Source organism: Nonomuraea sp. NPDC049158 (assembly GCF_040648335.1).
Lineage (GTDB): Bacteria > Actinomycetota > Actinomycetes > Streptosporangiales > Streptosporangiaceae > Nonomuraea.
Map to the genome: position 1 here is coordinate 1 of NZ_JBEZDM010000021.1, position 24,192 is coordinate 24,192.

General features: G+C 68.2%; 25 protein-coding genes. 17 read left to right on the forward strand and 8 right to left on the reverse strand.

Annotated elements, in window-relative coordinates; all coding sequences use genetic code 11:
• Nucleotides 1–303 precede the first annotated feature (303 nt).
• Entirely contained in the window at nt 304–1,509 is a 1,206-nt protein-coding gene (locus AB0B61_RS35540) for an aminotransferase class I/II-fold pyridoxal phosphate-dependent enzyme (protein ID WP_358441512.1), read from the reverse strand.
• Between the two features lie 175 nt (nt 1,510–1,684).
• On the opposite strand from AB0B61_RS35540, the gene AB0B61_RS35545 reads away from it, so the two are divergent.
• The 4 genes from AB0B61_RS35545 (at nt 1,685) to AB0B61_RS35560 (ending at nt 4,250) form a co-directional block, all read left to right on the forward strand.
• A complete protein-coding gene (locus AB0B61_RS35545; protein WP_358441910.1) occupies nt 1,685–1,960 on the forward strand; it encodes a DUF6531 domain-containing protein in 276 nt (91 codons plus the stop codon).
• Complete coding sequence (locus AB0B61_RS35550) at nt 1,957–2,211, forward strand: hypothetical protein (protein WP_358441515.1); 255 nt, start codon at nt 1,957–1,959, stop codon at nt 2,209–2,211. Before AB0B61_RS35545 ends, AB0B61_RS35550 begins: the two co-directional genes overlap by 4 nt.
• A gap of 106 nt (nt 2,212–2,317) precedes the next feature.
• Nucleotides 2,318–3,190, forward strand: a complete 873-nt coding sequence (locus AB0B61_RS35555) for a hypothetical protein (protein ID WP_358441518.1) — start codon at nt 2,318–2,320, stop codon at nt 3,188–3,190.
• Nucleotides 3,191–3,365: 175 nt separating this feature from the next.
• Complete coding sequence (locus tag AB0B61_RS35560) at nt 3,366–4,250, forward strand: calcium-binding protein (protein WP_358441521.1); 885 nt, start codon at nt 3,366–3,368, stop codon at nt 4,248–4,250.
• A 593-nt stretch (nt 4,251–4,843) separates the two neighbouring features.
• On the opposite strand, the gene AB0B61_RS35565 is transcribed toward AB0B61_RS35560, so the two are convergent.
• Both AB0B61_RS35565 and AB0B61_RS35570 read right to left on the reverse strand, forming a co-directional pair.
• On the reverse strand, nt 4,844–5,458 hold the full coding sequence (locus AB0B61_RS35565) for a hypothetical protein (protein WP_358441524.1): 615 nt from the start codon (nt 5,456–5,458) through the stop codon (nt 4,844–4,846).
• A 45-nt stretch (nt 5,459–5,503) separates the two neighbouring features.
• Nucleotides 5,504–6,352 carry an LLM class F420-dependent oxidoreductase gene (locus tag AB0B61_RS35570; protein ID WP_358441526.1) on the reverse strand — a complete coding sequence of 283 codons (849 nt, stop codon included), beginning with the start codon at nt 6,350–6,352 and terminating at the stop codon, nt 5,504–5,506.
• A gap of 209 nt (nt 6,353–6,561) precedes the next feature.
• On the opposite strand from AB0B61_RS35570, the gene ctaD reads away from it, so the two are divergent.
• The 8 genes from ctaD to AB0B61_RS35610 all read left to right on the forward strand — a co-directional run bounded on the left by ctaD (nt 6,562) and on the right by AB0B61_RS35610 (nt 15,720).
• Nucleotides 6,562–8,289 (forward strand): cytochrome c oxidase subunit I, encoded by a 1,728-nt coding sequence (ctaD, locus tag AB0B61_RS35575; protein WP_358441528.1) that lies wholly within the window; start codon nt 6,562–6,564, stop codon nt 8,287–8,289.
• A gap of 93 nt (nt 8,290–8,382) precedes the next feature.
• A complete protein-coding gene (locus AB0B61_RS35580) occupies nt 8,383–8,616 on the forward strand; it encodes a hypothetical protein (RefSeq protein WP_357951079.1) in 234 nt (77 codons plus the stop codon).
• A gap of 6 nt (nt 8,617–8,622) precedes the next feature.
• Complete coding sequence (gene frdA / locus AB0B61_RS35585; RefSeq protein WP_358441531.1) at nt 8,623–10,359, forward strand: fumarate reductase (quinol) flavoprotein subunit; 1,737 nt, start codon at nt 8,623–8,625, stop codon at nt 10,357–10,359.
• Nucleotides 10,352–11,113 (forward strand): succinate dehydrogenase iron-sulfur subunit, encoded by a 762-nt coding sequence (gene sdhB, locus AB0B61_RS35590; RefSeq protein WP_357642924.1) that lies wholly within the window; start codon nt 10,352–10,354, stop codon nt 11,111–11,113. Before frdA ends, sdhB begins: the two co-directional genes overlap by 8 nt.
• Nucleotides 11,110–11,493, forward strand: coding sequence for a hypothetical protein (locus tag AB0B61_RS35595; RefSeq protein WP_358441533.1), 384 nt, complete (start codon nt 11,110–11,112; stop codon nt 11,491–11,493). Before sdhB ends, AB0B61_RS35595 begins: the two co-directional genes overlap by 4 nt.
• A complete protein-coding gene (gene frdD / locus AB0B61_RS35600; RefSeq protein ID WP_358441536.1) occupies nt 11,490–11,831 on the forward strand; it encodes a fumarate reductase subunit FrdD in 342 nt (113 codons plus the stop codon). The genes AB0B61_RS35595 and frdD overlap by 4 nt, the downstream gene beginning before the upstream one ends.
• A gap of 112 nt (nt 11,832–11,943) precedes the next feature.
• Entirely contained in the window at nt 11,944–14,682 is a 2,739-nt protein-coding gene (locus AB0B61_RS35605; protein ID WP_358441538.1) for an immune inhibitor A domain-containing protein, read from the forward strand.
• A 99-nt stretch (nt 14,683–14,781) separates the two neighbouring features.
• The gene (locus AB0B61_RS35610; protein ID WP_357642928.1) at nt 14,782–15,720 is read left to right on the forward strand and encodes a diacylglycerol kinase family protein; all 939 of its coding nucleotides are present in this window, start codon (nt 14,782–14,784) and stop codon (nt 15,718–15,720) included.
• A gap of 10 nt (nt 15,721–15,730) precedes the next feature.
• Here AB0B61_RS35610 and AB0B61_RS35615 read toward each other — a convergent pair whose 3' ends face one another.
• The 5 genes from AB0B61_RS35615 to AB0B61_RS35635 all read right to left on the reverse strand — a co-directional run bounded on the left by AB0B61_RS35615 (nt 15,731) and on the right by AB0B61_RS35635 (nt 21,504).
• Nucleotides 15,731–16,111 (reverse strand): VOC family protein, encoded by a 381-nt coding sequence (locus AB0B61_RS35615; protein ID WP_358441913.1) that lies wholly within the window; start codon nt 16,109–16,111, stop codon nt 15,731–15,733.
• Nucleotides 16,092–16,910, reverse strand: coding sequence for an SWIM zinc finger family protein (locus tag AB0B61_RS35620; RefSeq protein WP_358441541.1), 819 nt, complete (start codon nt 16,908–16,910; stop codon nt 16,092–16,094). Before AB0B61_RS35620 ends, AB0B61_RS35615 begins: the two co-directional genes overlap by 20 nt.
• Before the next feature lies 1 nt (nt 16,911).
• Entirely contained in the window at nt 16,912–20,094 is a 3,183-nt protein-coding gene (locus AB0B61_RS35625) for a DEAD/DEAH box helicase (RefSeq protein ID WP_358441544.1), read from the reverse strand.
• A gap of 18 nt (nt 20,095–20,112) precedes the next feature.
• The gene (locus AB0B61_RS35630; protein WP_358441547.1) at nt 20,113–20,778 is read right to left on the reverse strand and encodes a Uma2 family endonuclease; all 666 of its coding nucleotides are present in this window, start codon (nt 20,776–20,778) and stop codon (nt 20,113–20,115) included.
• Between the two features lie 72 nt (nt 20,779–20,850).
• Nucleotides 20,851–21,504, reverse strand: coding sequence for a Uma2 family endonuclease (locus tag AB0B61_RS35635; RefSeq protein WP_358441549.1), 654 nt, complete (start codon nt 21,502–21,504; stop codon nt 20,851–20,853).
• A gap of 78 nt (nt 21,505–21,582) precedes the next feature.
• Here AB0B61_RS35635 and AB0B61_RS35640 point away from each other — a divergent pair, with 78 nt between their 5' ends.
• From AB0B61_RS35640 to AB0B61_RS35660, 5 genes are read left to right on the forward strand one after another with little or no spacing between them, the layout of a single operon-like run.
• A complete protein-coding gene (locus AB0B61_RS35640) occupies nt 21,583–22,347 on the forward strand; it encodes a class I SAM-dependent methyltransferase (protein ID WP_358441552.1) in 765 nt (254 codons plus the stop codon).
• 58 nt (nt 22,348–22,405) lie between these two features.
• A complete protein-coding gene (locus AB0B61_RS35645) occupies nt 22,406–22,570 on the forward strand; it encodes a hypothetical protein (RefSeq protein WP_358441555.1) in 165 nt (54 codons plus the stop codon).
• Nucleotides 22,571–22,618: 48 nt separating this feature from the next.
• Nucleotides 22,619–22,999 (forward strand): phage holin family protein, encoded by a 381-nt coding sequence (locus AB0B61_RS35650; protein ID WP_358441557.1) that lies wholly within the window; start codon nt 22,619–22,621, stop codon nt 22,997–22,999.
• On the forward strand, nt 22,996–23,718 hold the full coding sequence (locus AB0B61_RS35655; RefSeq protein WP_358441560.1) for a DUF3618 domain-containing protein: 723 nt from the start codon (nt 22,996–22,998) through the stop codon (nt 23,716–23,718). Before AB0B61_RS35650 ends, AB0B61_RS35655 begins: the two co-directional genes overlap by 4 nt.
• Nucleotides 23,719–23,743: 25 nt before the next feature.
• Nucleotides 23,744–24,184, forward strand: coding sequence for a protease inhibitor I42 family protein (locus tag AB0B61_RS35660; RefSeq protein ID WP_358441563.1), 441 nt, complete (start codon nt 23,744–23,746; stop codon nt 24,182–24,184).
• Nucleotides 24,185–24,192 lie beyond the last annotated feature (8 nt).

A 24,192-nucleotide genomic window follows, 5' to 3' on the forward strand; every position in this document is an offset into this window, starting at 1 on the left:
ATCCCCAGATCCCGCGCCACCTGCGCGTTACTGGCCTCCGGCACCACACACGCCAACACGATCTTCGCCCGAATCGCCAGCCTCGACGATTCCACTGACATGCCGATCAGCCGAGCCCGTTCGGCCTCCGTCAAATGGATCTCCACCGTGGCCGGTCCTCGATGCGCCATACCTCCAGCATAAGAACTTATCCGACGAATTTCAGGCGGATCACACTAGCTAGCCCACACTTCCGGTACGACGGGTCGCCGTACCGGAAGTCGCAGCTGCGTCAGGCGTACGCGGGCTCAGAGAACTGTGGGATCAGGCGCGCTCTTCGGCCACCGCGCGGACGCAGACGGCCAGGCCGGTGATGGCCTGCTCCAGCTCATCCAGATCGGGATAGGTGGGTGCGATCCGGATCGTGCGGTCGTCGGGGTCCTGGCCGTAGGGGTGCGTGGCCCCGGCGGGCGTCAGCGCGATCCCGGCCGCCTTGGCCCTGGCCACGACCTCACCGGCATGCGACACCTCGAGGCTGATGAAGTAGCCGCCCTGCGGGCTCGTCCAGGTGCCGAGGTCGCCGAGCTCCTTGGCCAGCACCCGGTCGACGAGCTCGAACTTGGGCCACACCAGCTCGGCGTGCTTGCGCATGTGCGCGGCCACCCCGTCGGCGTCCTTCAGGAACTCGACGTGCCGGAGCTGGTTGAGCTTGTCGGGCCCGATGGACTGCTTGGCGGTGTTGGCCAGGAACCACTTCACGTTCGCGGGCGAGGACCCGAAGAACGACACGCCGCTGCCCGCCAACGTCACCTTGGACGTGGACCCGAACACGAACGCCCGGTCGGCGTTGCCGTACTCCGCGCACAGGGCCAGCAGGTCGGCCAGCTCGGCGTGGGTGTCAGTGAGGTGGTGGACCGCATAGGCGTTGTCCCAGAAAATCCTGAAATCAGACGCCGCAGTGGACATAGCGGCCAGCCGCCGCACGGTCTCGTCGCTGTAGGTGGCGCCGGACGGGTTGCTGTACTTCGGCACACACCAGATGCCCTTGACACTCGCGTCCTCGGCGACCAGCCGCTCGACGACGTCCATGTCGGGCCCTTCGCCGTTCATCGGCACGGGCACCATCTTGATCCCGAACCGCTCACAGATCGTGAAATGCCGGTCATACCCCGGCACCGGGCACAGGAACGTGATCTCCGGCTCCTCCACCCACCGCCGCTCGGCCCCGGGCACCTTGCTGAGCAGCGCGTGCACGATCGTGTCGTGCATCACGGCCAGGCTGGAGTTGCCGCCGACGACCAACTGCTCGGCGGGCACCTGCAGCAACGGCCCGAACAGCTCCCGCAGCTCGCTGAGCCCCTGCAGGTTGCCGTAGTTACGCCCGTCGGTGCCGTCGGCCGCCTTGTAGGACGTCGGCAGTTTGAGCAGGTCGTTGGCGAGATCCAGCTGTCGCGGCGACGGCTTCCCCCGGGTCAGGTCGAGCGAAAGGCCACGCTGGACGAGTTCGGCGTAGTCGCGCTGAGCGTTCACTGGATCTACTCCTCCGATCGGGTCGGATACGAAGGATAGAAGACGCGGGGCCCTGAGCAGGAATCGGTCCGCCATGTGGATGGCCGGCCGCGCAGGGGGGTCCGCGGGCTTCGTCCGGCGCTTTGGGGCGCCCTGCGTGGTTCAGAGTGTGACGGAGTATGCGCCGCTTCCTGGCATGGGCTCATTCTGCTCGCTTCAGGTTCGGTCTTGTGAGCAGTCCGGTAACTACACCACGACGTTCACTGACGCGCAGGTGGCTGTGGCGGGGCCGCCGCTGTCGGTGGTGCGTGTGTACAACAGCATTGACCCGCGTCGTGACGGCGCGTTCGGCGCTGGTTGGTCGACGCGCTGGGACATGCGGATCGTGGCGGAGAGTGTGCGTGGGCGTGATGCCGCGCTGGTGACTCGACGGGCGTACTGTCCGCCGCCCGGGGAAGCGACGGCACCTTGACCGAACTTCCGGTTCCCGTCCGCTACGAGCGGTCGCTGACGCAGTGGACCGGGCGATCCGCCGAGCCCTCCTACAACGTCGTCCACCAGTACGCGCTTCTGCGCGAGCAGATCACCGCGCGCATTGCGCCGGACACGGAGGGCGTTCCCGACTTCTTGCACGCCGTCCGACGGCATCGCACGCTGGAACAGGTCCGGGACGCGGCACGGATCGGCCGAAAGGTGCCCGCCGCGCTGCGCCTGGATGCTTGACCGGCGCAGCGTCTACTCGCCGCAAGCTGCCGACCGGCCGTCATGGAACGGGACGGAACGTCTTTAGGACATGACAACCAATGCGGCAAGAGCCGTACATCAGTGCATGAAACGAGTCTGGTACGCAGCGATCTGGCTCGGCATGGCCGTTCTGGCCGCGCAGGTCCTCACGGTGCAACCTGCGGCGGCGGCGACGATCCCGGCAGGGTCGATCGAGGTGAAAACGGTGCTGTCGCCGTTCAGCCTGGTGAACAAGTCCCAGCGGGTGAACTGCTCGCCCGGCAAGGTCCCGCTCGGCGGTGGGGCCCAGACCTCCGGGGGGCAGCACCTCATCATCACCGAGGCTCGCCCGATCTCTGACGCGGCCGGGGCCGGCTTCGTCGTCACGGTCCAGGTGGACCAGATCGGGGTGACAGCACCATGGGCAGTGTCGACGTTCGTCTCCTGCGCCGTCGCGCCGCCCGGATACGAGGTCATCACGCAGGTCAATCCGCCGACGACGAGGCCGTCAGATTCGGTGCTCGCCAACTGCTCACCCGGCAAGAACGTCATCGGGTCGGGTGGACAGCTCATCGGCGCCCACTGGCAGCTCGATCTGACAATGGGGCCGAACCACGTGAACGGCGTCGCGTCGGGTGTGGGTGCCGAGGCCGCGAAGGACGATTTCTCGGTCGCGCCCACCGACCCCTACCAGGTGGCCTCATACGCGATCTGCGCACGGGAGAACCGCCTCTTCGATTTCCTGGTCGTTGAGAATCAGACGAGCAACGACGCCTCAGCCCAGAAGAAGGTGACAACCACCTGCCCGAGCGGGTACCAGGCGAGCGGCGGTGCGATCTCGAGCGTCGGTTTCGGGGCGCACCTGCTGTTCTTCCGGCCGAACGTGACCTCTTCGCCTGTCTCCTTCGACTTCGCCGCCAGTGCCCCGCCGGGCTTCGGCGTCTGGAACTTGGCGGGCATCGTCCACTGCACCCGCTGATCCACACGGTTTCCCCGTCTGGGTGCGGTTCCGGTGGGGCTGGGCGAGGTGGCGGGTGATGGAACCCGGTGGAACGCCTACTGGGTGGATGCCAATAAAGGCGCCGTCTCCTACGACGAAGGGTCACGCACATGTCGCAACATCGCCCAAGCCATGCCAAGGGCTGTGATGACAGATGACACGTACACGAATTCGTGATCGGACGTACCAGGTTCCGCGCCGCATGATGCGGCTGCTCGGCGGTGCGGCGGCGCTCGCCATTCTCCCGGCCGTCGTGGCCGTGCAGCCCGCGATGGCGGCACGTCCCTGTTACGGTGACTGCCAACCTGGTGTGGTGCGTGGCTTCGGGGACCTCAGGTACGACGCTCCCGTTGGCGTGGACGACCAGATCACGGTCCGCGTCGAGAACGGGTCCTTCGTACTGACCGACCCCACCGCCACACTCATCGCGGGCACCGGATGCACCCTGGTGACCCCGCACGAAGCGCACTGCCAGGTCGGGGCCTCCCCGTCCATCCGCATCCGCGGCCTGGACGGCAACGACGTGATCACGAACTCCACCGGCATCCCCGCACACCTGTTCGGCGAGACCGGCAATGACCAGCTCGTCGGCGGCTCCGGCGACGACACCATGGACGGAGGATTCGGCGGCGACGTCCTGCAGGGCGGCGGCGGTTCCGACACCGTCTCCTACGGCGAGACAGGCGGCAGGCTCGCCATCCGGGCCGACCTGGACGGCGCGACCGGCGACGACGGCGGTCCCGAAGACGGGCCCGAAGGGGCACGGGACACCATCGCCGCGGATGTCGAGAACCTGGAGGGCGGCACCGCCGACGACGTGCTCATCGGCAACGCGGGCCCGAACGTCATCGACGGTGGCGGCGGCCGTGACCAGATCCAGGGCCTGGGCGGCGCCGATCAGCTCACCGGCAAGAACGGCGGCGGCACCCTTGACGGCGGCGCCGGAACCGATCACTGCATATCCGATATCCGGCTCGTGTCGGGACCACCCGACACCTTCGTCAACTGCGAGTTCACGCAGATCATCACTGCGTTCTAGCGAGTCGAGGGAACGATCTCATCGGCCGGCGGCATCGTGAGACCGGAGCCGCCGGCCCGGCCATGCCAGGCCGCGATCGCCGGCCTGGTTTCGACGATCCTCCAGCCGGGACCCGGATGACAGAGTGTCTTGTTCGCTCACTCGATGTTAGCTTCGCTCCCTGGCCGTTCGCCGCTGGAACAGCCACCCCGCCCCACGCGGCGGGAAAGTCATCTGGGCCGAAATCGCGCCCGAGGGCCAACCCGCAGGCCAGGCACCGCACTCACCCGACACGACCGCTAACGGCGCCCCCATCCCGAACCACCAGCCGGCGCATGCCCGGTTGTGGGAGTGATCGGGCTGGGACTACCCCGCCGTAAGCAGTTGGTGTACGCCTGTTAACCGCCTTCCCATCCGTTGAAGGCCCACCTTGAGCTCCAGCAAAGCTTCCGCCTCCCCCTGGCCAACCATGGCGAAGCGTGGGGGCATAGCCCTTGGGAAGGCGGTCCGAGCGGAGCGAGATCCCCCCAGGGGGCGGGCGGTAGCCCGCCTGGGAGAACGTCCGGAGCGAAGCGGAGGCCCTTTGGTTGTGACGATGGCAGGTGGTCGGTGAGTCAGCAACTGCCGATCGTGCAGAGCTTCGCGGCCATCTTCGTGGCGTCCGCCTGGTGCTTGGCGAGAGTTCTGATGGCTGGGGCGTCGTTGTGCATGTCCCAATAAATGGCTATGGCCGCGCCCTTACGTACCGCGATGAACTGCTGGGTCTGGGGTACGGGATTGGACTTCGTCGCCTTGATGGCCCTCGAGGCGCCCACCGAGTCGTCGCCGATTTTCGGGTCGATTACCTTGACCAGTTTGCCGCACTTGGTCAGGCGGGTGCGGAACTCGGTCATCAGTTTCTCCGCGGCGCTTGCCTTCGCGAAGAGGAAGACCTGTTCGCCGCGTTCGGTGTTGTGCTTCTCGTCGCCGTCCATTCGCGGGTCATAGGTGAGGTCGCGGCGGGCGATCCAGTCCTTTTTCAGCTTGGCGCCCGAGCACTGGATGTTCTCCACCTCGATCAGGTTGTCGTTCTGAGAGAGAAGCCAGTGTTCGTGCTTGGTGTCCTTGCGCGCCTCCTTTTCGTACAGGAGGAAGTTCTTCGGGATCGACGGGGTGGCCAGGGCCGCCGCCGGCGGGAGCAGCAGGGCCGAAACCAGGGCGCCGCCGGTCAGCAGGGTGATCTTCTTCATGTTCATGCGGAGTTGGATGCAGGCGGGCGGGGAAAGGTTCGGTACTTATGTGAGGAATTCGGCTGGGGCGTTTCGGGTGATGAAAGATTCCAGCTCGGGCAAGGACAGGCCCGGTGGGGTGGCCACGATGAGGCGGTCCACGCCCAGTTCCGCGTACGACCTCACAGTGGCAGGGTCGAGGCGGCGGGCCGGGGTGATCGAGATGTGCAGGGGCTTGGTCGATACGGCCCTCAGCGACTCCAGTTGGGTGGCCGTGGCGCGTAGGCCGAGCATCCAGCCGTACCAGCCGTCGGCCAGTGTGGCGGCTCGGCGGTGGGCGGCCGGTGAGTGGCCGCCGATGACGACGGGGACCGGGCGCTGCAGAGGGCGGGGGTGGGCGTCCACGTCCCTGAAGGAGACGTGCCGGCCGTCGAAGGCGGGCTTCTCGTCCTGCCAGAGGGAGCGGATGGCCGCCAGGTACTCCTCCAGGCGGGAGCCGCGGTCGGACATGGGGACGCCCAAGGCGCGGAGTTCGGGCTCCAGGTAGCCGGCGCCCACCCCGAAGATCAGGCGGCCGCCGCTGAGGACGTCCACGCTGGCCAGTTGCTTGGCGAGGATCAGCGGGTCGCGCTGGGGGAGTACGACGCAGCCGGTGGCCAGCAGGATGCGTTCTGTATGGGCGGCCAGGAAGGCCAGTGAGACCACGGCGTCCAGGAGTGGTGCGTCCGGTTCGAGGGGGGCGGAGTCCACTCGGGGGCTGGGCAGGACGATGTGGTCGGCGGTCCACAGCGACTCGTAGCCCAGGCTTTCGGCCAGCCTGGCCACCCGGGCGGCGCCCTGGCGGTCGGCGGCGGCGAAGCCGTTCGGCATGTGCAGGCCGATGGACAGCCCGGTGGAGGGTGGGGTGGGGAACATATTGGGAAACGTTACGGGGGCCGAGGGTGCTCCACCAGCGATGATCTGGCATGGAATCCATGCGCCGCGTGCATGCCATAAGGACCGAAAAAGGGGTGTCAGGCAAAGACGTGTGCGGCGAATGTTGAAAATTGCTTCCCGTATGGCGATCGTTGGCGTGGAATTGGAGGATCGGGGGCAGAGCACACTCCGCAAAGGAGGGAGCACTCGTGACGACTGTTCGCGAGACCTCGATCGAGCAGGTCAGACGCCGGCGCACCGGGAAGATCATCGTGTCCTGGCTGTCGACGACCGATCACAAGGTCATCGGCTATCTCTATCTGATCACCTCGTTCGGGTTCTTCCTTGTCGCGGGCATTATGGCCATGGTGATCCGGGCCGAATTGGTACAGCCCGGGATGCAACTCGTGAGCCAGCAGCTCTACAACCAGCTGTTCACCATGCACGGCACGATCATGCTGCTGTTGTTCGCCACGCCGTTGTTCGCGGGATTCGCCAATGTGATCATGCCGTTGCAGATCGGCGCTCCTGACGTCGCGTTTCCCAGGCTCAACGCGGTCGCGTACTGGATGTTCCTGTTCGGCGGGCTGATCGTGCTGGCCGGGTTCGTCACGCCGGGCGGGGCCGCCGAATTCGGGTGGTTCGCCTATACGCCGCTGTCCACCGCCACGTTCACGCCGCACATGGGCGGCGATCTGTGGATCATGGGGCTCGCGTTGTCCGGCCTCGGTACGATTCTCGGCTCCGTCAATTTCATCACCACGATCATCGGGTTGCGGGCCCCCGGAATGACGATGTTCCGGATGCCGCTGTTCACCTGGAACACCCTGCTGACCAGCATGCTCGTCCTCATGGCGTTCCCCGTGCTGGCCGCCGCGCTGCTCGTGCTCGAATCGGATCGCAAATTCGGTACGCACGTCTTCGACGCCGCCAACGGCGGGGCGCTGATCTGGCAGCACCTGTTCTGGTTCTTCGGGCACCCTGAGGTGTACATCATCGCGCTGCCGTTCTTCGGGATCATCACCGAGGTCATCCCGGTGTTCAGCCGCAAACCGATTTTCGGATATGGCGGGCTGGTCGGGGCGACGATCGCGATCGCCGGACTGTCGATGACCGTGTGGGCGCACCACATGTTCCCCACGGGTCAGGTGCTGCTGCCGTTCTTCTCGTTCATGACATTCCTCATCGCGGTGCCGACAGGGGTGAAGTTCTTCAACTGGATCGGCACGATGTGGCGGGGCCATCTGTCTTTCGAGACGCCGATGCTGTTCGCGGTCGGGTTTCTGGTGACGTTCCTGCTGGGCGGCCTGACCGGGGTCATTCTGGCCTCGCCGCCGCTCGACTTCCACATCAGCGACACCTATTTCGTGGTGGCGCACTTCCATTACGTGGTGTTCGGGACCGTGGTGTTCGCCATGTTCTCCGGGTTCTACTTCTGGTGGCCGAAGATGACCGGGCGGATGCTCGACGACCGGCTGGGGAAGGTGCATTTCTGGACGCTGTTCATCGGGTTCCACACCACGTTCCTGATCCAGCACTGGCTCGGGGCGATGGGCATGCCCAGGCGTTACGCCGACTACAGCCCGGCCGACGGCTTCACCGGGATGAACGAGATCTCCTCCATCGGGGCATTCCTGCTCGGCGCTTCGACGTTGCCGTTCCTCTACAACGTCTGGAAGACGGCCAGGCGGGCGCCCAAGGTGACGCTCGACGACCCGTGGGGCTACGGCAACAGCCTGGAGTGGGCCACCTCGTGTCCGCCGCCCCGGCACAACTTCACCTTCCTCCCGCCCATCCGGTCCGAACGGCCCGCGTTCGATCTGCACTATCCGCCGTTGGCGAAGGAAGCGCCCGGGGAAGAACTCGATGAGGGGGCCAAGGAAGAAGTGGAGAGCGGAGGCTCCGAAGAGATCGAGGCCGAGGAGCAGCCCGGCTAGGTCGCCCGAATGCCGCCCAAAGCCGGGCCTTCTCCGAAGCAGGTCCGGGTGCTTGTGTGGAGATGACGTTTCGCCCATCTAAGGAGATCGGCGATGACAGGCACGAAGACTCCCTTCACCCCCGAGACGGCTCCCTGCGGCAAGAAGTCCGCCGGCGAGCGGCTCGTCGACGACGACGGCTACGGCCTGGTGATTCGCGACCAGCTCTTCGACTGCGGCTGCCGCAGGATCCGCCACGAGTACCACGACGGCAGCATCCACCTCTCCGCCATCCGCCATGACGGCAAGCGGGTGAAGGACCCGATACAACCCGACCACGGGAGCTGATCGCACATGATCGACGTGCTCATCGTCGGAGGAGGCGGAGCGGGTCTGCGCGCGGCCATCGCGGTCGCCGAGACGGACCCCGCGCTCACGGTGGCGGTCGTGTCGAAGGTCTACCCGATGCGCAGCCACACGGTCTCCGCCGAAGGCGGCGCCGCCGCGGTGATCGGCGTCGGCGACACGCTCGACGAGCACTGCTACGACACGATCTCCGGCGGCGACTGGCTCTGCGACCAGGACGCGGTCGAGGCGTTCGTGGAGGAGGCGCCCCGGGAGCTGATCCAGCTGGAGCACTGGGGCTGCCCGTGGAGCCGCGAGCCGGACGGCCGGGTGGCCGTCCGTCCGTTCGGCGGGATGAAGCGGATGCGCACCTGGTACGCGGCCGACAAGACCGGTTTCCACCTTCTCCACACCTTGTTCCAAACAACACTGAAATATCCGGACATCGTGCGGTACGACGAGTGGTACGTCACCAAGCTCGTCGTCGACGACGGCCGGGTCCACGGCGTCGTGGCCGTCGAGCTGCGAACCGGCCGCATCGAGACCATCGCCGCCCGGACCGTCATCCTGGCCACCGGCGGCTGCGGCCGGGTCTTCCCCTTCACCACGAACGCCGCGATCAAGACCGGCGACGGCATGGCCCTGGCCTACCGGGCGGGCGCGCCGCTGAAGGACATGGAGTTCGTCCAGTACCACCCGACCGGCCTGCCGTTCACCGGCATCCTCATCACCGAGGCGGCCAGGGCGGAGGGCGGCTGGCTGATCAACAAGGACGGCTACCGCTACCTCCAGGACTACGACCTGGGCAAACCCACGCCGACGCCGAAGCTGCGCAGCATGGAGCTGGGCCCGCGCGACCGCCTCTCCCAGGCGTTCGTGCACGAGCAGCAGCTGGGCCGCACGGTCGACACCCCGTACGGGCCGGTCGTCTACCTGGACCTGCGCCACCTCGGCGAGGGCAAGATCGAGGCCCGTATCCCGTTCGTCCGCGAGCTGTGCAAGAGCTACCAGAACCTCGACCCGGCCACCGACCTCATCCCGGTCCGTCCGGTCGTGCACTACATGATGGGCGGCGTCCACACCGACCTCGACGGCGCCACTCCGGTCGCCGGGCTGTTCGCGGCCGGGGAGACCGCGTGCGTCAGCATCAACGGCGCCAACCGGCTCGGCTCGAACTCGCTCCCGGAGATCCTCGTGTTCGGCAGAAGGGCGGGCCTGGCCGCCGCGAGGTTCGCGAAAGAGCACAAAGAGCTGGGCGAGCCCCAGGCCGTACGGACACAGGGGGATGACGAGCGGCGGCGGCTGGAACGCGCGCGAGACGCGCCGGGCAAGGGCGAGCGGATCGCCGACCTGCGCGAGGAGATGCAGCACACGCTGGAGGGCGCGGCCGGGATCTACCGGACCGGCGGCGTGCTCGCCAGGGCCGTCGACACCCTCGCCGAGCTGCGCGAACGCGCGGCAGAGGCGCGCGTCGACGACTCCAGCACGACGTTCAACACCGAGCTGATCAACATGCAGGAGCTGCACACCATGCTCGACGTCGCGCAGGCCATCGTCGCCTGCGCGCTCAACCGGAAGGAGTCGCGCGGCGCGCACCAGCGCACCGACTTCTCCGCCAGGGACGACACCGCCTATCTCGCGCACTCGCTGGTGCACCGCGCGCCCGACGGCACGCCGTCGGTCGGCCTGCTGCCCGTGACGATCACCCGCTGGCCTCCGGGGGAAAGGGTCTATGGACGTGACTGACACCGAAGAGTCCGTACGGCAGGCGGCGGCCACCCGCACGATCCGGCTGGAGATCGCCCGCTACCGGCCAGGGCAGGACAGCGAGCCGGTCTTCCAGGGCTACGACGTGCCGCTGACGGCCGACTGGGCGGTGCTCGACGGCCTGAACTACGTCAAGGACCGCCTCGACGGCAGCCTGTCGTTCCGCTGGTCGTGCCGGATGGGCATCTGCGGCTCGTGCGGCATGACCGTCAACGGCGAGCCCCGGCTGACCTGCGGGACCTTCCTCACCGAGTACGGCGACGGGCCGATCAGGATCGAGCCGCTCAAGGGCTTCCCGGTGATCAGGGACCTGATCGTGGACATCGACGACTTCCTGGCCAAGCTGTCGTCGGTGCGGCCGTGGCTCATCAGGGAGGGCGAGGAGTTGCCGCTGACCACGGAGTACGCGCAGACGCCCGAGCAGCTCGACGCCTACAAGCAGTACAGCATGTGCATCAACTGCATGCTCTGCTACTCGGCCTGCCCGGTGTACGTGCTCAATCCCGACTTCCTCGGCCCGGCCGCGATCGCGCTGGCCCAGCGCTACAACCTCGACTCCCGGGACATGGGTGACCGCTTCGACGTGCTCAACCTGGAGGAGGCGGTCTGGGGCTGCACGTTCGTGGGGGAGTGCACGCGGGTCTGTCCCAAGCACGTGGACCCGGCCGAGGCGATCCAGCGCGGCAAGCTGACCGCCGCCCTGCGCTCGGTACTGCCCTGGAGCAAGCGATGACGAGCGCATATCGGCCACCCCGAGACGCGTTCTGGTTCGTCCGTACCCGTAACTACACGATCTTCGTCCTGCGTGAGCTGACCAGCGTGCTGGTCGCGTGGACGATCGTCTTCCTGCTCCTGCTGGTCGGCGCCCTGCTGGGCGGCACCTTCGAGGACTTCACCGCCCTGGCCGCCCAGCCCTGGATGATCGCCGTCAACGTGGTGGCCCTGGTCGCGACCGTCTTCCACGCCGTCACGTTCCTGAACCTGGCCCCGAAGGCCACCGTGGTCCGGCTCGACGGCTGGCGGGTGCCCGCCTGGATGATCCAGGGCGGCAACCATTCGGCGTGGCTGGCGCTGTCCGTCCTGATCGCCTACTTCATCCTGAGGTCACCGTGAAGCGGACGCTGGAGCCGTACCTGTGGCTGCTCTTCAGCGGCGGGGGAGTGGCCGCCGCGCTGCTGCTGCCCGTGCTGGTCCTGCTGTTCGGCGTGCTCATGCCGCTCGGTGTGATCGACTGGCCGACCGTCGCGCACCTGCGCGCGCTCCTGGACAACGTCCTCGTACGGCTCGCGCTGCTCGTGGTCATCGTGCTCTGTCTGTTCCACGCCGCGCACCGGATTCGGTTCACCAGCGAGGAGCTGTTCGGCATCGCCCGATACGACTCGCTGATCGCGGTGCTCTGCTACGGCGGGGCGATCGTGGGTGGAGTGACGGGAGCGTTGCTTTTGTTCTAAATTCATTACATTTCTACAGGGCTCTTTACGTTGGCTTTACTGACCCTCTAAATTCCGGCATTGCACACCCTATTGCCGTGCGCCCGGCGATCCCGGGCAGAGAGGGTCATCGGTGCCCAGCACAAAGCGCCTGTTATCAGCAATCCCGGCGGTCGCCCTCCTCAGCGCCGCTCTGACGGTTCCCGCCACCCCCGCCTCCGCCGCAAGGTACGAGCCGGGCGCGTCCGACTTCTACATCAACTATGCGCCGCCCCGCGTCGAAGAGACGCCCGACGAGCCCCTCCTGCCCAATCAGAAGGCCCGCTCGCTCAGCCCGGCGCAGAAGATCGACAGGAAGTTCGTCAGCGGCAACCCGGCCGCCGCTCGTGTGCTCGCGGCCCGCGAGAACCAGGCGATCAAGACCGGGGTCAACCCGATCAACTTCAAGAACGCCAAGAAGAAGCAGGTCGCCAAGCTTCTTACGGTCCTGGTCGAGTTCAACGAGCAGGCCAACGACGACTTCTCCGGCTACAACCGCCTGCGCACGGTCGACAGCGCGCCCGACGACTGCGTGGTCGAGCCGGCCGGCACGGTCAAGAACGGCCCGCTGCACAACAACATCCCCGACCCCGCGACGTTGCCGCACAAGGACAACAACAGCTTCTGGGTCAAGGACTTCAGCACCTCGCACTTCAACACGATGCTCTACACCGACCAGGGCATCACCCAGCGCGTACGTCCCGACCTGAAGGACCCGCGCGACGGCCGCTCCGGCATCGACATCTCCGGCTTCACCATGAAGAAGATGTACGAGGAGATGTCCAAGGGCGCCTACTCGGTCACCGGTTCCGCGGTCGGCTGGATCAAGGCGCCGCACTCCGAGGCCTGGTACGGCGCGGCGGCTTGTGGCGGCGTTCCCCAGGACATGACCGGCCACCCGGACAACCCGCTCGGCGCGGGCCAGCTGGCCATCGACACGGTGGACGCGCTGGCCAAGAGCCAGCCGAACTTCCCGTGGGCCGACTACGACGTCGAGGACGTCTCCGACGTCGACGGTGACGGCAACACCAGCGAGCCCGACGGCGTCATCGACCACCTGGTCATGGTGCACGCGGGCAAGGACAAGTCGTCCGACGGCGGCGCCGAGGGCACGTACGCGATCTGGGCGCACTCCAGCGCGGTGGCCGGCGGCTACAAGATCCCCGGCACCGACAAGAAGATCTCCAACTACATCGTGCAGCCGGAGGACTCCGGCGTCGGCGTCTTCGCCCACGAGTACGGCCACGACCTCGGTCTGCCCGACCTGTACGACACCTCGGGCCAGGCCAGCTCCGCCGTCGACTTCTGGGACCTGATGTCGAGCGGTTCGCACTCCGGGCCGATCTTCCAGTCCATGCCGACCCACATGGGTCTGTGGGACAAGTGGGTGCTCGGCTGGGCGGACCCGAAGGTGTTCAACCCGGGCGACGCGGCCAAGGAGGTCACGGTCGGTCAGTCGTCGCGGACGCCCGAGCTCACCGAGGACGGCGTCCGGGTGAACCTGGCCTCCTCGCCGCTGAAGATGATCGACCCGCACAGCGGCGCCAACGCCTGGTGGTCCGGACTGGACCAGGAGTGGGCGGACGTCAAGCTGACCCGTGACGTGGCGGTGCCCGCCGGGACCGACCTGCGGTTCTGGATGTGGAACAACTACGAGATCGAGCAGGACTGGGACTTCGGCTTCATCGAGGTCTCGACCGACGGCGGCGAGACCTGGGCCCAGCAGAAGGTCTTTGACGAGGCGGGCAACGAGGTCAGCACGCCCGACGGCTACCCGGACCCGAACAAGAACCTCAAGACGTTCGGCGACAAGAAGTACGGGCTCACCGGCAACACCAACGGCTGGCGGCACGACTACGTCAACCTGACCGCGTTCGCCGGTAAGACGATCAAGCTGCGTCTCGCGTACAACACCGACGCGGCCTTCACCCCGCGCGGCTGGCACGCCGACGACTTCCAGCTCACCAACGGCGGCGCCGCCGTGTGGAGCGACGACGTCGAGGGCGGCGAGAACGGCTGGAAGGCCATCGGCGGCACGCACACGAACACCAGCGGCCAGGGCTGGACGATCAACAACGGCTCGCGTGAGGTCTCCCGGTTCTATCTGGCCGAGTGGCGCAACTTCGACGGGTTCGACCAGGGTCTGCAGTTCGCCTACGACACCAGCTACTCCCGTGACGGGGCGTGGAAGGTGGAGAAGGTCAAGTACAACGCCCCTGGCCTGCTGGTGTGGTACCGCGACTCGACGTACACGAACAACTCGCTCTCCAACAACCTCGATCTCCCGCCGAGCATCGGGTCGAAGGGCAGCCTGCTGGTCGTGGACTCGCACTTCGACCCGCTGCGCCGCACCGGCACCGCGGCGCAGAAGGACCCGACGCGGCACAAGAACCTCGAGGGCCGCACCCAGTCGTCCAACGCGGCGTTCTCCCTCGGGAAGACGTACCCGCTCAAGGAGTGCCTGGAGGCGGCGGACGAGCCGTTCAGCGAGTACTGCACGGACGTCCCGGCGTTGAAGGGCGTGCCGAACTTCACCGACGCCAAGACCTGGTACCCGGGTCTGGAGTTGCAGAACGGCAGCCTGTTCTACCGTGACTTCGACGCGTCGGTGGTCGTCCCGTCCAAGGGCGACCAGCCGTACAGCACCCGCGTCGTGAACGTCGACGGAACCCCGGCCACCCAGCTGTATGGCACGGACCTGGGTGCCGGCCACGTGGCCGGCACCGGAAACCCGGGCGATGAAGGCAAGGCGCTGGGAGTCCAGTTCAAGGTGAAGTCGACGATCTTCACCAATATGGCGGCCATCATCCAGGTGGTACCTCCGAAGAAGTAGCTACCGAGGGCCGCCGGGACACTTCCCGGCGGCCTTGTGGCCGGCCGTGTTCAGCGGACCGCTGCGAGTGGCGGTTTACCGCCCTTACGATTGATGACCATGAGCGAATTGCGTACCAAGACCGAGCACACCGAGGCGATCCTCCAGGACCGCCGGGTGGCGGTGGTGGTCAACACTCGCTCGCGCCGGGGCCGCCGGCACTACTTCGAGGTGATCGACCAGATCCACGCCCTCGGCTTCGAGCCGCAGGCCGAGCTGTCGGTCTCCAACCCCAAGCGGCTGCGCGCCCTGCTCGACCAGGCTCTCGAGACCCGGCCCGACCTGTTGATCGTCGGTGGCGGCGACGGCACACTGTCCTCGGCGGTCCGCCACGTGGCCCACCGTGACGTGGCGCTCGGCGTGCTGCCGCTGGGCACCACCAACAACTTCGCCCGCAGCCTCGGCCTGCCGCTCGATCTGGCCGGGGCGGTCGGGGTGTTCGCCACCGGCAAGGTGGCCGACATCGACCTCGGCATGGCGGGTGACCGGCCGTTCGCCAACCTGGCCAGCTTCGGCGTGTCCGTCGAGGTGGCGGGCACGGTCAAGCCGTGGCTCAAGCGCATCCTCGGCCGTCCCGCCTACCCGCTGACCGCGCTGCGGGTCCTGCCCGGCCACCGGCCGTTCCGCGCGTACATCACGGTCGACGGCACGCGCCACGAGCTGTTCACCCACCAGCTCAACATCGCCAACGGCCGCTTCCACGGCGGCTGGCAGCTGGCCAAGGACGTCAGCATCGACAACGGCATGCTGGTCGCCTACCAGCTCGGCTCGGGCAAGAAGCTGCGGCTGCTCGGCGAGACGCTGGTGCGCGCCACGACCGGCCGCTGGCGCAGCCTGGCGGGCGGGCCGTTCGTGATGGGCAGGGAGATGCTGCTGGAGACCGACCCGCCGATGGCGGCCGACGTCGACGGCGAAGTGCGCCTGCGCACCCCGATCCGGCTCCGCGTGGTGCCCAACGGGGTGCGCGTCATGGTGCCCGCCGACTTCGACGACCGTTAAGGCTTGGCGACTAGCCGCCCAGGCGTCGGCGCAGAAGACAGAATTCGTTGCCCTCGGGGTCGGCCAGGACGTACCAGGACTCCTCGCCCGTCTGCCCGACGTCGGTGGGCTTGGCACCGGCGGCCAGCAGGCGTTCGAGCTCGGCGTCCTGGTCGCGGTCGGTGGGGTTCACATCGATATGCAGCGGCAGTTTTCCGGTACGCGGATGGTCGTCCGGGCTGAGGACGAGCGTCGGCTGGAGGCCGCCGAAGCCTTCGGCCTCAGGACCGATCTCGATGCTGCCGTCCTCGTCCCGTTCGAGAATGACGTAGCCAAGCACTTCACACCAGAACACGGCAAGGCGTTCGGGATCTCGACAGTCGATCACCAATTCACTGATACGGCATGCCATCCGGTGGCGATACCCCTGGTTGGCTCTCATCATGCGGGGGCTCGCCGAGGCGGCGGTACGCCGCGGCCAGCGGGTCCGCCAGATCGCGCGGCGGCGGAAAGACGCGGGGCAGGAGATCGGACGCCGCCGCGACGGAACGGCGTTCGGGCCGGTGGGCGGTGGCGCCCGGGGCGTAGAAGTCGGCCAGCCGGTCGGCGAACGGCACGTCCCGCACCGCGATCGGCTCCGGCTCGGGATCGGCCAGCGACCCCAGCAGCCGCTCCCGGCTGCGCCCGCGCCAGGCCAGCACCAGGAACGGATCGTCGTCGAACGACTCCGCCAGCAGGTACAGCACCGCCGACAGGTGCTTGCACGGCAGACCCCAGTCAGGGCACGAGCACTCCATGTCCAGGTCCCGGGGGAACAGGTCGATGCCCAGCGCGGCGAACAGCTCCTCGATCTCCGTCGGCATCTCACCGGCCAGCAGCTTCGCCCGGTAGACGGCCTGGGCCGCGATCGCCTCCTCGATGGCGGTCCAGCGCGCCTCGTCGTACGCCTCGATCTCGATTCTGATGTCGTACGGCCTGCGCCGCGAGCCCTGGACGGCCGCCGTGACCAGGCCGGGGGCGAGGTCGATCGACAGGACCTGGCCCGCGCGGGCGTAGGCGCGGCCCCGGGACAGGCGGCCCTTGTCGCAGACGCGCTCCAGGATGTCGATGAAGCGCCGCGACCACCAGGTGGAGCCGATCGAACCCCGTTGTGTGCGCGCCCGCAGCCCGCCCTCGACCCTGATCGGCTTGGCGGCCTCGAACCACGCCATTTCAGCCCACCGCCTCGGCGGTCAGACGGAAGACCTCACGCAACTCGCCGGTGGACAGGTCGGTCAGCCAGTCCTCGCCGGTGCCGACCACGCTCTCGGCCAGGGCCTTCTTGCGCTCGATCATCTCATCCACGCGTTCCTCCAGGGTGCCCGCGCAGATGAGCTTGCGCACCTGTACGTTCTTGCGCTGCCCGATCCGGAAGGCACGGTCGGTGGCCTGGTCCTCGACCGCCGGGTTCCACCAGCGGTCCACGTGGATCACATGATTGGCCGCGGTCAGGTTGAGGCCGACGCCCGCGGCCTTGAGCGACAGCAGGAACAGCATCGGCTCGTCGTCATGCTGGAAACGCTCGACCAGGCGGTCGCGCGTCTTCTTGGGCAGGCCGCCGTGCAGCCAGAGCACCGGCCGGTCGAGCCGCTGCGCGAGGTAGGGCTGGAGCATCGTGCCGAACTCCGAGTATTGGGTGAACACCAGCGCCTTCTCCCCCTCGGCCACGATCTCCTCCGCGAGCTGCTCCAGCCGGGCCAGCTTGCCCGACCTGCCCGACAGGAGCGAGCCGTCCTTGAGCAGGTGGGCAGGGTGGTTGCAGACCTGCTTGAGCCGGGCCATGGCCGCCAGCACCAGGCCGCGGCGCTCGATGCCCTCGCTGTCGTCGATCCTGCCCAGCATGTCGTCGACGACGGCCTGATAGAGGCTGGCCTGCTCGGGCGTGAGCGGGCACCACTCCTTGACCTCCATCTTCTCCGGCAGATCGGAGATGATCGACTTGTCGGTCTTGACGCGGCGCAGCACGAACGGGCCGGTCGCCCGTTTGAGCGCCCACATGGCCTGCTCGTCCTGGCGCGCCTCGATCGGCTCCTGGAACCGGGTCCTGAACCGCGACCGCGGCCCGAGTAGCCCAGGATTGGCGAACTCCATGATCGACCAGAGCTCGGCGAGATGGTTCTCGACCGGCGTCCCGGTCAGGGCCAGCCGCGTGCCCGTGGGGATCGCCCGGACCGCCTGGGACTGCAGGGTGCCGCTGTTCTTGATCGCCTGGGCCTCGTCGCAGACCACCCGCCGCCACTCGACCTGCCGCAGCGTCTCCAAGTCGCGCTGGGCCGTGCCGTACGTGGTGATCACCAGGTCGGCGTCGCCGATCGCCTGGGCGTCCCGGCCGCTGCCGTGGTGCACATAGACCCGCAGCCCCGGCGCGAACCTGGCCGCCTCCCGCTCCCAGTTGCCCACCAGCGACATCGGGCACACCAGCAGTGTCGGCGTGCCGGCCCGCTCGTGAACCAGCAGCGCCAGCGTGGTGACCGTCTTGCCCAGCCCCATGTCGTCGGCCAGCACCCCGCCCAGCCCCAGCTCCGACAGGAAGCTCAGCCAGGCCAGCCCGCGCTCCTGGTAGGGCCGCAGCGTCGCCTCCAGGCCGCTGGGCGTGGCCATCGGCAGGAGCCGCCGCTCGGCCTGGCCGGACAGCAGATCGCCGAGCACACCGTCGGCGTCGACCTCCAGCAGCGGCAGCTCGTCGTCGCCCTGGACCACGTGGCGCAGCAGGTCGGCGGCGGGCAGCTCGCCGGCGCGCTCGCCCCCGACGGCCTTCAGCGCGGCCTTGAGCTGACGGTCGTCGAGCTCCACCCACTGCCCGCGGACGCGTACCAGCGGCACCTTCAGCCTGGCCAGCTCGGCCAGCTCCGCCTCACTGATCGTCTCACCGCCGACGGCGAGGTCGATCCGGAAGTCCACCAGCTCACGCAGCCCGAACCCCTGAGCGGTGGCCGCGCTCTGCTTCTTGGTGCGGGTGGTCAGCTTCAGCCCCAGCCTCGTACGGCCGGCCCAGCGCGGCAGCTGCACCCCGAACCCGGCGGCCTGCAACAGCGGCGCCGCCTGCCGCAGGAACCCGAACGCGCCCGCCGTGTCCAGCTCAAGCCCGGTCGGCTGGGCGACCCGAAGAGCCCGGTCGAGTTCGGGGTACAGGCGCACGGCACGGCCCAGCCCGGCCAGCAGCTCGCGCTCCGGACTCCTGGGCAGGCCGGCCACCGGCTCGCCGCTCCATACCCGTTCGGCGCGTACGTAGAGGCTGGGATCGTCGGCGGCCTGCAACGCGATCTCCACCCGCCAGCCACGGCCATCGTCAGCGCCGGTGCCGGTGGTGCCGTCAGCGTGGTCGGCGGGGGCAGTGTCATCCAGTCGGTCGAGGTCGTCGGCAGAAGCGGAGGTGGTGCGGTCTAGGCGGTCGAGGTCGTCGGCAGAGGGGGTGCGGTCGAGATCGCCGGTGGGTTCGAGCAGGCGGAAGCACACCCTGGCGGCCCCGTCAGCGGCGGCCACGGAAGCCCGCCACTCCTCCAGCTCACGGCGCAGCTCCGGGCTGTCCGGGCAGCTGTCGTCGGCCCCGGTCAGCGCCGCCAGCCACCGCTCCTGATCCGTACGGGGGCCGGTCACGAGCGGCTCGGTGAGCGCCGCCCGGACGAGCGCGTCGGCGAACGCGTCGAGCGCCGCCCCGAGCACCTCCACGGAGGGGCGCTCGACCTCGCAGGTACGGCAGGCAGGCGGCATGGCGAGGGCGAGGTCCCGGAAGTAGGCGGCGTCGGCCCCGGTCAGCACCGCCCGCCACACGGCCCGCCCACCGGCCTGCTCCGGATGCTGCCGGGCGTGGGAGATGAGCTGGGGGATGACCCGCCCCCGCCGTACGAGATCGCGCGCGAACTCGGCCACCACGCTCCAGTGGCGTACGGTGGCGGCGCCGGGGTGTTCGGCGAGGACCCGCAGCGCGTCACCGGTGGCCGGGACGACAGCGGGCACCTCCCACAGATGCAGGCGCGGCCGGACGATCTCCGACAGACGCCCGGCTTCGGGCGAGGCCAGCGGCTCCTTGGCGGAACCGGGCAGGAGCAACCGCAGACCGCGCACGGAGCCGCCCAGCGGGACCGGAGGCAGCCGATCGGCCGGCCGCCGTTCCGTGAGGACCCCCAGCGAACCCTCGGCGGAGGAGCCGTGGTTACGGAGCGTGACGTCCGGGACTGGCGCGAGGCCGAGCAGATCGCCGAGCGCGACAGCGGTCGCGGCGAACGGGTGCGGCCGCACGACGACTTCCGCGGTCGTCCCGGCGGTGGGCGCGCTGGCGGATGGCGAGGTGCCGTCGGTGTCCTCTGCCCAGAAGGCGAGGGCGTCTCCTGCCCAGATCCCATGTACGACCAGCATCTCGGCAGCGTATCCCGCCTAGCGGAAGATGGGCCCGGTCTTGAGCGTAACCCCGAACGGCTCCGGCAGTGGCAGCGGCTGCCCCGCCTCGACGACGATCGAGGCGTCGTACGCGCCGTCGCACAGCCCGTGGAGCAGCCTGACTGACGGAGGGGTGGAGAAGTCGTCGAGGATCAATATCATCGGGACCCCCGCCCGCGCGTAGGCGACCGGCTTGGCCTCCAGATCGTCGTCGCGGCTGTCGGACGACACCACTTCGACGGCCATCAGCGTGCCGTATCCGTAGGCCTGGTTGCCGTCGAACTCCGGACTCCCCGGCGGGGCGATCAGGAGGTCGGGCAGCCGTTTGTCGCCGCGCCCCGGCGGAATGTGCACCGCCCAGGACTGGTAGAACTCCCAGCCGTTCTTCCGCTTGACGTCGCAGAGCTGATCCGCCAGCCGGTCGACCAGGACGCAGTGCCGTCTCTTGGCCCTGGAGCTCACATAGACCCGCCCATCCACGATCTCCGGCCTCAGTCCTTGCCCGACGAGTCTCTCCCACACCTGTTCGCGGCGGAGCTCCTCGTCCGTGGGCCCCAGGGCGCCCCATCCAGGGCCCCACGTGGGTGCGGCGATCGGCGGGCGCTCTGGACCCGGGGCGGGGTCGTGCCCGTGTGCCTTCCCGTACGTGCTGCCGGTAGGCATGGCGGTCATCCTTTCGCTCGCGTCATCAAGCTGTTCAGGCCCCGTACTTGCGCCCCCGGCTGGGTGCCTTGCTCAGCGGAAGATCAGGCCGGTGTCGAGCACGATCCCGAACGGCTCCGGCAGCTTCACCTGCTCGCCTTCATCCACCTTGGCCATGCTGCGATATTCGCCATCACGCGGGTCCGACAGCAGGGTGACCGACCGAGGGTCGGAGAATTCGTCGACGATCAGCATGATGGGTATGCCTGCCCTGGCGTATTCGGCGGGCTTGACTTGCAGATCGTCAGTCCGGCTGTCTTGGGAAGTGATCTCAACGGCTAGGAGCGCGCCGTGGCCGTACGCCTGGTTCTCGTCGAACTCCGGACTGCCCGGTGGTGCGACCAGCAGATCGGGAAGCCGTTTGTCGCCCCGATGGGGCGGGATGTGAACGGCCCAGGTCTGGTAGAACTTCCAGCCGTTCTCCCGCTTGACGTCGCTGAGCTGGTCAATCAATTGGTCGACCAGATCCGCATGGCGCCTCTTTGTCCAGGGACTCACTATTATCCTTCCGCCGACGATCTCGGCTCTCCAGTCCTGTTGGATGAGGGTTTGCCAGAGCTGTTCGCGCTTGACCTCGGTCTGAGTCGGTCCGGACGGTCCCCAGCCTGGACCCCACGTTTGCGAAGGTCGGGACTCAGGTGCGGGTGCACGCCTGCGTGTCTTTCTGCGCGTGGTGCCGGTGGCCATGGCGGTCATCCTCTCGCTCGCGTCATCGGAAATACTACACTGCGTGACCGTTGTTTTACTCTGTGAAAGGTCTTCATGATGGGGTTCTCAGCAGGCGAGAAACGGTGGCGGGAGCGGCTGGGCAGCCTGCGTGACGTGGTCAGGCAGGAGCTGGTGAGCCGTCAGTTGGCGGCCCATCTCCCGCCCGCTCCGGCCACGGTGCTGGACGTCGGCTGCGGGCAGGGCACCCAGGCGCTCAGGATCGCCGCCCAGGGGCATCGGGTGACCGCGCTCGACGCCTCCAGCGATCTGCTCGGGCTGCTGAAAGAGCAGGTCGAGCCGGGGATGGCCATCGAGGTCGTGCAGGCGCCCGCCGAGCGGCTGGGCGAGCTTTTCGAGCCCGGGAGCTTCGACGTGGTCCTCTGTCACGGAGTGCTCATGTACTTCGACGACCCCGACCCGCTCCTGACCGACATGGCGCAGGTGCTCGCGCCCGGCGGGGTGCTGTCCCTGCTCGTGCGCAACGGCGACGCGCTGGCCATGCGGGCCGGGATGACGGGGGACTGGGCGGCGGCCCGGGAGGCGTTCGACGCGGACGCGTACACCAACCGCCTGGGCGTCCGGGCGCGGGCCGACCGGCTCGACGACCTGACGCGGCGTCTGGCCGCACGAGGGCTGGGCGTCCGGCAGTGGTACGGCGTGCGGGTGCTCACGGACCTGGCGGCCGACGACGCGCCCCTTCCCGACGACCTGGACCTCCTGCTGGAGTGCGAGGAGCGGGCCGGGGCGAGCGACCCTTACCGGCGGGTGGCCCCGCTGACCCACGTCATCGCGCGGCACGGCGATCCCGGTGAAGCTCACTAGGCAGCGCGAAGGTCGATGATTCCCGTGCCGCCCGCAGGCGGAGTTGTACAGTGGAAATATGAATCCTCCCGGATCGTGGTGCGAACGGCCCAAGCCGTCGGCTCCTTCGTGTGAGCTGCCCTCCCCGTGGAGCAAGCCCAAGAAGCCAGACACCTGGTGCGACGTTCCCAAGTCCCCGGTTCTGTCCGTCGTCGACTTCCTCCTGCGGGCCGCCAAGCGGTGATAGAAAGCCACTTCGCTGGGTAGTCGCCTCCTCGGCAGAGGAGGCGACGTGAACGACACCCACAAGCTGGTCAACGATCTTTCCGAGCAGGTCTCCCGGCTCGTCAAAGACGAATTGCGGCTGGCGCGGCTGGAGCTCACGCGCAAGGGCAAGCGGGCGGGTTTCGGCGCGGGCCTGTTCGGGGCCGCGGGAATGACCGCGTTCTTCGGTGGTGCCGCTCTGGTGGCCGCTGTCATTCTGCTGCTCGCCCTGGTGATGCCCGCCTGGGCGGCTGCCGCGATCGTGGCGGGCGCCTTGTTCGTCATCGCCGCCGTGCTGGGTCTCCTCGGCAAGAACCAGGTGAGACAGGCCGCGCCGCTGGTGCCGGAAGAGACGATCGCCAGCGTCAAGGCCGATATCGACGTGGTCAAGGAGAGGGCTCGGCGATGAGTGAGACGGACCCCGAGTACGGCGAGCAGGGATACAGCGAGCAGCACGCCGGGGACGTGGGCGCCCGCCGGACGACGGTCGGCATGCCGACGGACCACGAGTCCGTCAACGTACCGCCGACCAGGCCGGGCGCGGCGGAGAACGCGATGAAGGCGGAGGCCGCCCGCCGGGAGCACGAGACCTTCATCCCCGAACCCCCCGTGGTGGACGAGCGGACCGAGGCGGCGGGGGCCAGGGAAGGCGAGACGGAGTCGCTGAGGGCGGAACAGGCGAACGACGAGGATGAGGAAGAGGACGACGTGCACAAAAACATCAAGGACACCCGTCATGAACTCGGCGACACCGTGGCGGCCCTGGCCGACAAGGTGGACGTGAAGGGCCGGGCGAACGACGCGGCGGAGGCGGCGAAGGGCAAGGCCACCGAGGTGGCCGGGGTCGCCAAGGACAAGGCCGCCGTCGTGGCCGAGGTCGCCAAGGACAAAGCGGTCGTAGTGGCCGAACTGGCGAAGGACAAGGCCGTCGAAGTGGCGGACGTCGCGAAGGACAAGGCCGCCGAGGTGGCCGACAAGGTACGAGACGTCACCCCCGACCAGGTCAAGGAGGCTGCCGACAGGGTCACCACGGAGGCCAGGAAGCGCCCCGTGCTGGCCATCGCCGCCGTCGGCGCCCTCGTGGCCCTGGTCCTGCGCCGGATCATGAGGCGCAACAGGAGCAAGTGAGCCCCGATCCCGATAGCCTGCTTGTGTGATTCGTCGAACGGCCGCCACCGCCCTGCTGGCCCTCCTCATGTTGGGGGCCGGCACGGGCTGTGGCGCGGGGTCGGCCGTCAACGACTACGGCAAGATCATCAAAGGCGCCAAGGGCTCGACCGTCGCGGTGGAGGTCGGCGCGGGCCAGCGGTTCTCGCTGGCCGTGGGCGACAACGTGTCCACCGGTGACCAGTGGCGCCTCGTGGCGGTGCCCGACGCCAAGGTGGCCTCGTTCATCAGCAAGGAACACAAGAGCGACGGCGGCGGGCCGGGCTCGGGCGGCACCAGCTACTTCGTCTTCAACGGCAAGCACCCGGGCAACACCGAGATCAGGCTGTACGACTGCTGGCGCTGCCCCAACGCCACCGCCGGCCCGGTCGACGAGCAGAGCAAGGCACGGTCGGGCGAGGCGATCTTCGCGGTCGTCGTCAAATAGAGCACCCG